Source organism: Pararobbsia silviterrae (genome assembly GCF_003628125.1).
In the GTDB taxonomy this organism is placed as follows: Bacteria; Pseudomonadota; Gammaproteobacteria; order Burkholderiales; family Burkholderiaceae; genus Pararobbsia; species Pararobbsia silviterrae.
Window position 1 is genome coordinate 15,432 of record NZ_RBZU01000016.1, and the last position, 10,614, is coordinate 26,045.

Sequence of the window (10,614 nt, forward strand, 5' to 3'; positions counted from 1 at the left end):
GTACGATCGATCGCTGTGTGCACGCCAAACCGCGCAGGGAGGCCGACATGCTGCAGAGTGTGACGATGGTTCTGACGACCGTGCCCGATGCGGAAACCGCCGACGTTCTCGTGCGCGAGGCGCTTGAAGCGCGACTGGCCGCATGCGTGCAGCGTGCATTGCCGGTTCGGTCGAGCTATCGATGGCAAGACAAGGTCGAGTCCGCCGAGGAGTACACGTTGACCTTCAAAACGAGCCCGGCGCGTGCCGTGGCCCTCATGGCGTTGATCGGCCAGCGCCACCCGTACGACGTGCCCGAGATCGTGAGTTGGACGGTGGAGGCCGCCGCGTCGTACGCACAATGGGTTCACTTAGAGACGGTCGTCCCTCTTCATGTTTAAGCAGATTCTCTCGCGCGTTGTCGCTGTCCTGATTCTCGGCGCCGGTATTGCGTGGTTCGGTTGGGCGGGTGCGGCACACGCGGACGATTTTCTCGATCCGGACGTCGCGTTCAAGTTCAAGAGCGCCGAGCAACAAGGCGCCGTCGAGGTTCATTTCGCGATCGCGAAAGGCTACTACCTCTATCTCGAACGCTTCGCTTTCGATCCTCACGGAACCGACGTCAAGCTCGGTCCGCCTGCGTTTCCACCCGCCAAGACCCACTTCGATCCGACGCTCGAGAAGAACGTCGATACCTATCGCGACGAGGTCACGATCGACGTGCCGGTCGCGCACGCGGGCGCGCCGTTCGATCTCGACGTGACCTATCAGGGATGCGCGGACCAGGGCATCTGCTACCCGCCGATGCATCGGACGATCCATGTGAGCGGCGACGCGCTCAAGGCCGTTTCGACCGCGCAGGCGGCATCGACGCTCGCGGGTGGTACGGGCGCGCCCCCCCTGAATTCCCCGGCCGTTCAGAGCGGGTTGCCGGGCGGCCATCCTGTCGATTCGACCGACGCCGCCCAGCATTCGTCGAGCTCGGCTTCGACGGCCGATTCCCATGGTGCGGCCACGTCGGACTCGTCAACCGAGACGTCGCCGGCCGGCGCGCACATCACGCCTTCCAGCCAGACGCCCGAGGCCTCTGATGCCTCGCGTTGGCAAGATGTACTACAGACGCAAGAACCGGCCGAGCGACTCCTGACCGGTCGCAGCGGGCCGCTGGCGCTCGGTGCGTTCTTCCTGATCGGCATCGGCTTGAGCCTGCTCCCGTGCACGTGGCCGATGGTCCCGATACTCGCGTCGATCGTCGTCGGCCAAGGCGCCGAAGTCACGCGTTCGCGCGGTCTGCTGCTGTCGCTCATCTATGTGATCGGATCGGCATGCGTCTACGCGATCCTCGGCGTCATCGCCGGTTTGGCCGGCGCGTCGTTGACCGTCTGGCTGCAGAACCCGTGGGTGCTCGGCGCATTCGGCCTGCTGCTCGTCGCGTTTGCGCTGTCGATGTTCGGGCTTTATGAGCTCCAGATGCCGGCCGCATGGCAAAGTCGCGTCGACGGTGCCGCGCGACGCGCGAGCGGCGGGCAGATCGCGGGCGTCTTTGCGATGGGGGCGCTGTCGGCGCTCGTCGTCGGCGCGTGCATGACCGCACCGCTGTTCGCCGTCCTCGCCTATATCGCGCAGACCGGCAATGCCGCGTTCGGCGGCGCGGCGCTGTTCGCGATGGCGCTCGGCATCGGCGCGCCGCTACTGGTCGTCGGCGCCGGCGCCGGCGCTCTGCTCCCCCGCGCGGGCGGCTGGATGGATTCGGTCAAGCGGGGCTTCGGCATGCTGTTGCTGGGTGTCGCGCTCTATATCGTCTTCCCCGTCTTGCCCACGTGGCTCACGATGATCGCAATGGCCGTCTGGGCACTGATCGCGGCTGCGCTGCTCGGCACGTTCGAGGGCGCCGCGTCGGGGGCGCGCCCGATCGCCACGCGGGTTGGAAAGGGGATCGGCGTCTTGCTGACAGTCGCCGCGGTCATTCAGCTCACGGGTGTCGCCGGCGGTTCGCGCGATCCGCTTGCACCGCTCGCTGTCTACACGGGCGCGCAAGGTGGTGGACGAGCCGGCGATGGTCCGTCCGCATCGGCGACTGTCTCTACGTTGACGTTCGCGCCCGTCGCGTCGACGGGCGCGCTTGACCAAGCGGTCGGGACGGCACGCCGGCAATCGATGCTCGATTTCTATGCGGATTGGTGCGTGAGCTGTCGCGAGATGGAGAAATTCACGTTCAGCGATCCGCGCGTTCACGCGCGTCTCGTGCAGCTCCAACTCCTGCGGGCCGATGTCACGGCGAACAATTCGGACGATCAAGCCCTGCTCAAGCGTTTTGCCTTGTTTGGTCCGCCCGGCATTATCTTCTTCGATAGCGAAGGGCGCGAAATCAAATCGTTACGCGTGGTCGGATTTCAATCGCCTGACGTCTTTCTTCGCAGCCTCGATGCCGCGTTCGGATCCACGACGCCGACGGACCGCGATTCCCGTGATCGTCTTTCCGGTAATTCGAATCGCGATCGGCTTGAGCGTATCGATCGATCCGACGGTTAATTTTCGAGCGTCGAATTGTGTATATCCGCGCCGAATCTCGCTTTCGGGAATATGAGTTCGATGGAGTTTCAATTGTGATATCACACGATCAGTGTGCGTCTTAAATGCGCGTCTAAATATCGAATATTCAAACGTCGTCTCGACAATCAAGCGCGCCGCGTTAAATGCAACATCGCGGTGCTGATTGAATGTTGTCTGCGAGAATCGATAGCGTTGTCACCCGCGCATATGAAGCGATGGCGCGCATGGCAATCTCCGGATGGTGAATCCGCGATAGACCGACATTTTCCCGCATCGTGGATCCGCTTCGACGGACGCCGGTGCCGCGGTGCGTTGCATCTGCCGATCGGACGGAGCGGCCGAGCCGCTCACGGGCGCCATCCGCACGAATCCGGTCGAACGGTAATAAAACGTAAGATAACGGCGTTGACCGGCCTCGCGTCGATCGGTGCCGCGATGTCTTCAGCGTTTCGATAAGGCTGGCGGCGTGTCGACCCGTGGGCACCGGGTCGCCCTATCGGAGCGTATCCGGGTGCTTGATGTAATTATTCTCAGTAAAGTCTGGGGTATGCCACACAGAACTTTTGCGATTCGTTGGTATATCATACCGACCGAGTGTCAGGTCTTGGCTTGAGACTCCCCGCTTCTCCTCCCTGAGCGGGTGCCTGTCGTTTTACGATTAGGCTGTTAGCCCGCCGTGGATTCACGGCGGGTTTTTTTATGTCCGCATCGCGATCGATGTAGTCGATTTTGAATATGGATGCGCTACATAAAAATGCCGAGATGCGTATCGACACATGCCCCGCGGACCGCACGACATGCTCGGCCTGTCGTGCGAATCGCGTGCTATTGGCCCGCCGGCGCCTCGGGCGAGGTCTCGGTCTGCGTGCGGTCGACGGGCGCGATCCAGTGTTCGATGACGTCGTGCGCCTGTTCGAGCCCGACGCGCTTGAGTGACGAAAACAACTGCACCGTAAGCAAGCGCGGCGCGCCCTCGACGGGCTGCTCGTAGTCGTCGAGCACCTTCTGCGTCGAGCGCAACGCGAGCGTGCTTTCCTGGCGGGTCAGCTTGTCCGATTTCGTGAGCAGCACGTGAATCGGCTTGCGTGTCGGCGCGAACCAGTCGAGCAATTCCATATCGAGCTCGGTGCATGGCCGCCGCGCGTCCATGAGCAGCACGAGGCCGCGCAACTGGTGCCGTGCATGCAGATAGTCGCTGAGCAGATGCTGCCAGTGAAACTTCACGTCGCCCGAGACCTGCGCATAGCCGTAGCCGGGCAAATCGACGAGATAGCCGACGGGTTCGTCCTGCGGACCGACCGAGAAATAATTGATGTGTTGCGTGCGACCGGGCGTCTTGCTCGCGAAGGCGAGCCGCTTTTGATTGCAGAGGATATTGATCGCCGTCGACTTACCGGCGTTCGACCGTCCGGCGAACGCTACCTCGGGACGCACGGTCGCCGGCAGGTCTTTCAGGTGGTTGACCGTCGTCAGAAAACGGGAGCGATGGAGCAGAAAAGAGCGCATGAGGGGCTGTCGGGGGCGGGTTTTCACCCACCCAGAATGGCGCGCTGGCGCGCCGGGAGGACTCGGGCGCTATTGTACAATGCAGATGTTTACTCAACGCCGGGGAGCCGCGTGCCCGGTCGCAGGCGATGTTGCAAAACCTCAATTCCTCAAAAGAACAAGGTGTGCGATGAACCGACTGTGCAAGACTGTGTTGGTAACGCAGGTCGTGGTGGCAGGTGTGGTGGGGACAAGCATCTGGGCGGGTTCGGCGATCGCGGCAGAGCCGGCGGCCGCCGCGAAAGTGGATATCAACCGGGGGCAGCAAATCGCGACGACGGTCTGCGTCGCGTGTCACGCGGCGGACGGCAATAGCACGTCCGGCATGTATCCCAAGCTCGCTGGGCAGCACGACGCCTACCTCTACAAGCAGCTCAAGGACTTCGTTCCGCAGTCCGGCGCCAAGGGCGCCGAGCGCAAGAACCCGATCATGGCCGGCATGGCCGGCGCGCTCAACGATCAGGACGCCCACAACGTCGCGGCCTATTTCGCGAGCCAGACCGCGAAGCCCGGCGCCGCCAAGAACCCGGCCGACGTCGGGCTCGGCGAGAAGATCTGGCGCGGCGGGATCGCGGAGAAGGGCGTGCCGGCCTGCGCAAGCTGCCATGGCGCGACGGGCGCGGGTCTGCCGGTCCAATACCCGCGGCTCTCGGGCCAGTGGCAGGACTACACGGTGGCTCAACTGACGGCGTTCCAGCAAGGCACGCGCGCCAACAGCGCGCCGATGACGACGATCGCGCTGCGCCTGACCGATCAGGAGATCAAGGCGGTCGCCGACTACGCGGCCGGATTGCACTGATCGTCGCGGATGAAATCTTTGTGATGAATCAGGACGTTGTCAAAAACAAGGCGTAGACTGCGGGCCTTGAGTCGAACGCCCCGATGCAGCACCGACGTGGCATGCCGGCACCTGCGGTCGCCGTCCGACCGTGCCCCCGTGGGTTGGGTCTTGGGGCGCGCGGCCGGCGAGTCGTATGTCCGGCTGGCCGCAGTGCGTCGATCCTGCCGCGACAGGCGAATGCGACCGGCGGGCCTTGCGTGTGCACGGATGCGCCGCCGGGCCGCACGAGCCGCGTTGGCACCGCCGGCCCCGTTGTATAGCGCCCCAGGAACGATCGGGGCAGCCGATGAACAGAAAGAACAAAGGGTGACGCGCGCCGATCGAGACAGCGGCGCGGCCACCCTTTTTCTTTGAGTGTTGGAGCAGTAATGAGCGTCACCACCTCGGGTTTCGAGATCCGGACCCGTCACCGTATCGGCCGCAGCGCCGTCGAGTTGCTGAGTTCGATGCGTTTCGCGATCAGCTTGCTCGTCGTGCTCGCGATTGCGAGCATCGTCGGCACCGTGCTGACTCAGGACGATCCCTATCCGAATTACGTGAATCAGTTCGGACCGTTCTGGGCCGATATCTTCCGCGCGCTGGGCCTGTACACGGTCTATAGCGCCTGGTGGTTCATGCTGATCATGATCTTCCTCGTCGTGTCGATCTCGCTGTGCGTGATCCGCAACGGCCCGAAGATGATCGCCGACATGCGCAGCTGGAAAGACAAGGTCCGCGAAGGCAGCTTGCGCGCATTCCATCACAAGGCGGAATTCACGACGGCGGCGCCGCGTGTCGAAGTGGCCACTCACCTTGTGGCACTCGCGTCCGAGCAAGGTTACCGTTTCAAGATCAAGGACGCCGACGGCGCGACGCTGATCGCGGCCAAACGCGGCGCCTTCACGAAGATCGGCTATATCTCCGCTCACCTCGCGATCGTCGTGATCTGTATCGGCGGGCTGCTCGACAGCAATCTGCCGATTCGCTTCGAGATGTGGGTCGGCGGGAAGTCGCCGATTCGCGGAAACAGCGTGATCAACGACATCGGCCCCGAACATCGCCTATCGCCGTCGAATGTCACGTTCCGCGGCAATGCATGGGTGCCCGAGGGCCAGAACGTGTCGACGGCGATCCTGAACCAGCCCGACGGCTCGATGATTCAGGATCTGCCGTTCTCGATCCAGCTCAATAAATTCATCGTCGACTACTACTCGACGGGCATGCCGAAGCTGTTCGCGAGCGACATCGTCGTGATCGACCACGCGACGGGCGAGCAGATCCCGGCCCGCGTCGAGGTCAATAAGCCGTTCACGTACGACGGCGTCTCGATCTACCAATCGAGCTTCGAGGACGGGGGCTCGAAACTTCACGTGAGCGCGTGGCCGATGGCCGGCGGCGCATCGAGCCCGCTCGCGCTCGACGGGATCATCGGTTCCAACACGCCGTTGCCGGGTCCGGACGGCGACACGATCGAGTTCACGGATTTCCGCGCGATCAACGTCGAGAACATCAATAACGCGTCGGGCAAGACCGATGTGCGCGGCGTCGCGCACGAGTCGCTCGAACAGGAGCTCGATGCGCGGCTCGGTTCGGGCGCCAAGTCGTCGAAGTCGATCGATCTGCACAACGTCGGCCCGTCGATCCAGTACAAGATTCGCGATCGAAATGGCCAGGCGCGCGAGTTCAACAACTACATGGTGCCGCTCACGATCGACGGCGAGCGCGTGATCCTCGCGGGCGTGCGGGGGAGCGAAGCCGACCCGTTCCGCTATCTGCGGATTCCGGCCGACGAGGGCGGCACGGTCAAGGAGTGGATGCTGCTGCGCGCCGCGCTGGCGGATCCCGCGCTGCGCGCGGCCGCGGCGCAGTCGTTCGCGGCGCGCGCGGCGGATCCGTCGAATCCGTCGTTGCGCGAGCATCTCGAAGAAAGCGCGAGCCGCGTGCTCAATCTCTTCGCGGGCGCGGCGCCCGTCAACGGCGCCGACGGGAAGCCGATCGCAGGCGCGGAAGGCGGTTTCTCGGCCGTCGCGGCCTTCATCGACCACTCGGTGCCGCGCGCCGAGCAATCGAAGGCGGCCGATCTGCTGCTGCGCATGCTCGAAGGCTCGTTCTACGACCTCTGGCGCATCGCGCGCCAGAACGCGGGCGAACCCGCGCCGGCCTCGGGCGACGACAGCAGCCGCTTTATCCGTTCGTCGATCAACGCGCTGTCCGACAGCTTCTTCTACGGTGCGCCGGTCTTTCTGCAACTGGACAGCTTCCAGCAGATCCAGGCTTCGGTATTCCAGGTCTCGCGCGCTCCGGGTACGAAAATCGTGTATCTTGGCAGCCTGTTCCTGGTAGTTGGCGTCTTTGCGATGTTTTTCGTGCGCGAACGCCGGGTCTGGTTCTGGGTCAAGGAGACCGACGCCGGAACCGGCGTGCTGATGGCGATGTCCACGGCACGTCGTACGCTCGATTTCGAGAAAGAATTTGCCGACCTTCGCGAGGTCGTCGGTACCGAACTCGGCGCGGCTCGCGCGTCTCACGACGAACCGCCCTCCACCAAGTGAACCCTATGGAAGTTACGCACTCATCTTCAGCGCAAGCCGGCCGTCCCGCGCCGGACGCCACGCCGAGCGGGTCCGTGCTGCGCCCGCGGCCGGTCCGAAAGTCATTCTTCGCGAGCCTGACGCTGCTCGACTGGGCGTTCGCATTGCTGCTCGCGGCCGGCGCCGGCTTCGCGCTTCATCGCTATAACGCGCACATGAACTACTACGACGAGCTCGTGCTCGTCTGTTCCGTGCCGACGTTCGCCGTGCTCGGCTGGCGCTGGAAGCCCGTGCGCCTGCTCATGGTGCTGATCGCCGCGTTGTCGATCGGCGCGATCAGCTTGTATCAGGGCGATCTCGGCCGGGCCGAGACGTCGTTCTTCCTCAAATACCTGCTGTCGAGCCAGTCGGCGATCCTCTGGATGAGCGCGCTGCTCGTCATTGCGACCGTGTTCTACTGGATCGGCATGCTCACGCGATCGCCATCGGGCGGCAGCATCGGTTCGCGGCTCACGTGGGCCGCCGTGCTCATGGGCTTCGTCGGTCTCATGGTTCGCTGGTACGAGTCCTATTTGATCGGCGCGGACGTCGGCCATATTCCCATCTCGAACCTCTATGAAGTGTTCGTGCTGTTCTGCCTGATCACGTCGCTGTTTTATCTCTACTACGAGCAGCACTACCAGACGCGCGCCCTCGGCGCGTTCGTGTTGCTCGTGATCAGCGCGGCGGTCGGTTTCCTGATGTGGTATTCGGTCGCGCGCGATGCGCAGCAGATCCAGCCGCTCGTGCCGGCGCTGCAGAGCTGGTGGATGAAGATCCACGTGCCCGCGAACTTCATCGGGTACGGCAGCTTCGCGTTGAGCGCGATGGTCTCCGTCGCGTACCTGCTCAAGGAACGCGGCGTGCTCGCCGATCGCTTGCCGGGTTTCGATGTGCTCGACGACGTCATGTACAAGTCGATCGCGGTCGGTTTCGCGTTCTTCACGATCGCGACGATCCTCGGCGCGGCGTGGGCCGCGCAGGCTTGGGGCGGCTACTGGAGCTGGGACCCGAAGGAGACCTGGGCGCTCATCGTGTGGCTCAACTACGCGGCGTGGCTTCATATGCGTCTGATGAAGGGGCTGCGCGGTTCGGTCGCCGCGTGGTGGGCGCTGACGGGCCTGCTCGTGACGACGTTCGCGTTTCTCGGCGTCAACATGTTCCTGTCGGGCTTGCACAGCTACGGCAAGCTCTGACCCGATGGCATGGACGTTTGGGCAGGCGCCGGATGAAGCCGGGTGCGTCGCCGCGGTGCCCGTCGAGCGCGTTTCGGTGTCATACCTCGGCGCCCGACCTCGACGTCAAACAGGGCTTCAATGCTGCGCTTAAATGCCGAGCTTGAATTTCGGGCTTGAACACCGGACTTGAAGACCAAGGGCCGTCACGTCGATCGTGACGGCCCTTTGTTTTGCCGATTAGATTTTCTTCATGTACGCGCCGAGGGCGGCCGGTGTAAGGTCGGACTCGAAGCGCCGACGTCCGCATGCGGACGCCGCGCGGAACACCGCGGGCCCGCGTGCGGGCACAGACATCAGGACATCCGATCATGTTGATCAAGTCATCCCGGCGACTCGACGGCAGCGATATCGCGGCGAGCGAAGTGACCCCCCGTCGCGTGTTCGAGCGCCGGCGGCATGTGCTGCGCGCAGCCGGAGCCGGGGCGGCGGGCCTCGTTTTCGGCCCGCGCGCGTTCGCGGCGAACGATGCGGCCGAAGGCGCGAAGCTCGCCGCGACGCCGAACCCCGCGTTCCAGGTCGCCGACAAGCCGACCGCGTTCAAGGACATCACGAGCTACAACAATTTCTACGAGTTCGGCACGGACAAGGGCGACCCGGTGCAGAACGCGCACACGCTGCAGACCCGTCCGTGGACGGTTTCCGTCGAGGGCGAAGTCCACCAGCCGAAGATCTATTCGATCGACGATCTGCTCAAGCTCGCGCCGCTCGAGGAGCGGACCTACCGGATGCGCTGCGTCGAAGGCTGGTCGATGGTGATCCCCTGGGTCGGCTATTCCTTGGCCGAGATCATCAAGCGCGCGCAGCCGACGGCCAATGCCAAGTACGTCGAGTTCGTCACGCTCGCCGATCCGCGCCAGATGCCGGGCCTCGCATCGAAGATTCTCGACTGGCCGTATCGCGAGGGCCTGCGCATCGACGAGGCGATGCATCCGCTGACCTTGCTGACGGTCGGCCTGTACGGCCAGGTGTTGCCGAAGCAGGACGGCGCGCCGGTCCGCATTGTCGTGCCGTGGAAATACGGCTTCAAAAGCGCGAAATCGATCGTGAAGATCCGCTTCGTCGAAAAGGCGCCGGCGACGAGCTGGAACACGTACGCATCCGATGAGTACGGTTTCTACTCGAACGTGAACCCGAACGTCGATCACCCGCGCTGGAGCCAGGCCACCGAACGCCGGATCGGCGAGGACGGCTTTTTCTCGCCGAAGCGGCCGACGCTGATGTTCAACGGTTACGGCGATCAGGTCGCATCGCTCTATCAGGGCATGGATCTCAAGAAGTTCTATTGATGAGCGCCGCTCCACGGCAAATCGCCGTCGCGAAAGGTGTCGTGTTCGCCGCGTCGCTGTATCCGCTGGGCCGGCTCGTGCTCTTCGGTCTCACGGGACGGCTCGGTGCGAATCCGATCGAGTTCATCACACGCTCGACGGGGCTCTGGACGCTCGTCTTTCTGTGCATCACGCTTGCGATCACACCGTTGCGCCGGCTGACGGGGTGGAACGCATTCGCGCGCGTGCGGCGCATGCTCGGGCTGTTCGCGTTCTTCTACGGCACGCTGCATTTCACGACGTACTTTTGGTTCGACCAGTGGTTCGACGTGCACGCGATCTACAAGGACGTTTTCAAGCGCCCGTTCATCACGGTCGGATTCGCGGCGTTCGTGCTGCTGATTCCGCTCGCGGCGACGTCGTTTCGGGCCGCCGTGCGCAAGCTCGGGCGGCGATGGCAGACGCTGCACCGTGCGATCTATGCGATCGCGGTACTCGCCATCCTGCATTTCTGGTGGATGAAGGCCGGCAAACACGACCTCGAACTGCCCGAAATTTACGCGACGATTGTCGCGTTGCTGCTCGGTATTCGTCTCGTGTGGGTCGTGCGAGCGCGGATCGGGCGGAGCATGAGCACGGGCTGA

At 63.7% G+C, this 10,614-nt stretch carries 8 protein-coding genes; 7 read left to right on the plus strand and 1 reads right to left on the minus strand.

What is annotated here, in order from left to right:
• Positions 1-47: 47 nt before the first annotated feature.
• Together cutA and dsbD are read left to right on the plus strand one after the other, a co-directional pair.
• On the plus strand, positions 48-380 hold the full coding sequence (cutA, locus tag D7S86_RS25495) for a divalent-cation tolerance protein CutA (protein WP_121090864.1): 333 nt from the start codon (positions 48-50) through the stop codon (positions 378-380).
• Complete coding sequence (gene dsbD / locus D7S86_RS25500) at positions 373-2,511, plus strand: protein-disulfide reductase DsbD (RefSeq protein ID WP_121090745.1); 2,139 nt, start codon at positions 373-375, stop codon at positions 2,509-2,511. Before cutA ends, dsbD begins: the two co-directional genes overlap by 8 nt.
• Positions 2,512-3,357: 846 nt before the next feature.
• On the opposite strand, the gene yihA is transcribed toward dsbD, so the two are convergent.
• Complete coding sequence (gene yihA / locus D7S86_RS25505) at positions 3,358-4,038, minus strand: ribosome biogenesis GTP-binding protein YihA/YsxC (RefSeq protein ID WP_121090746.1); 681 nt, start codon at positions 4,036-4,038, stop codon at positions 3,358-3,360.
• A 169-nt stretch (positions 4,039-4,207) separates the two neighbouring features.
• Here yihA and D7S86_RS25510 point away from each other — a divergent pair, with 169 nt between their 5' ends.
• From D7S86_RS25510 to msrQ, 5 genes are all read left to right on the plus strand, one after another.
• Positions 4,208-4,876 carry a c-type cytochrome gene (locus D7S86_RS25510; RefSeq protein ID WP_121090747.1) on the plus strand — a complete coding sequence of 223 codons (669 nt, stop codon included), beginning with the start codon at positions 4,208-4,210 and terminating at the stop codon, positions 4,874-4,876.
• A 410-nt stretch (positions 4,877-5,286) separates the two neighbouring features.
• The gene (locus tag D7S86_RS25515) at positions 5,287-7,449 is read left to right on the plus strand and encodes a cytochrome c biogenesis protein ResB (RefSeq protein ID WP_121090748.1); all 2,163 of its coding nucleotides are present in this window, start codon (positions 5,287-5,289) and stop codon (positions 7,447-7,449) included.
• A gap of 5 nt (positions 7,450-7,454) precedes the next feature.
• The gene (gene ccsB, locus D7S86_RS25520; RefSeq protein ID WP_121090749.1) at positions 7,455-8,663 is read left to right on the plus strand and encodes a c-type cytochrome biogenesis protein CcsB; all 1,209 of its coding nucleotides are present in this window, start codon (positions 7,455-7,457) and stop codon (positions 8,661-8,663) included.
• 350 nt (positions 8,664-9,013) lie between these two features.
• Positions 9,014-9,991 (plus strand): protein-methionine-sulfoxide reductase catalytic subunit MsrP, encoded by a 978-nt coding sequence (gene msrP, locus D7S86_RS25525; protein ID WP_121090750.1) that lies wholly within the window; start codon positions 9,014-9,016, stop codon positions 9,989-9,991.
• On the plus strand, positions 9,991-10,614 hold the full coding sequence (gene msrQ, locus D7S86_RS25530; RefSeq protein WP_121090751.1) for a protein-methionine-sulfoxide reductase heme-binding subunit MsrQ: 624 nt from the start codon (positions 9,991-9,993) through the stop codon (positions 10,612-10,614). The genes msrP and msrQ overlap by 1 nt, the downstream gene beginning before the upstream one ends.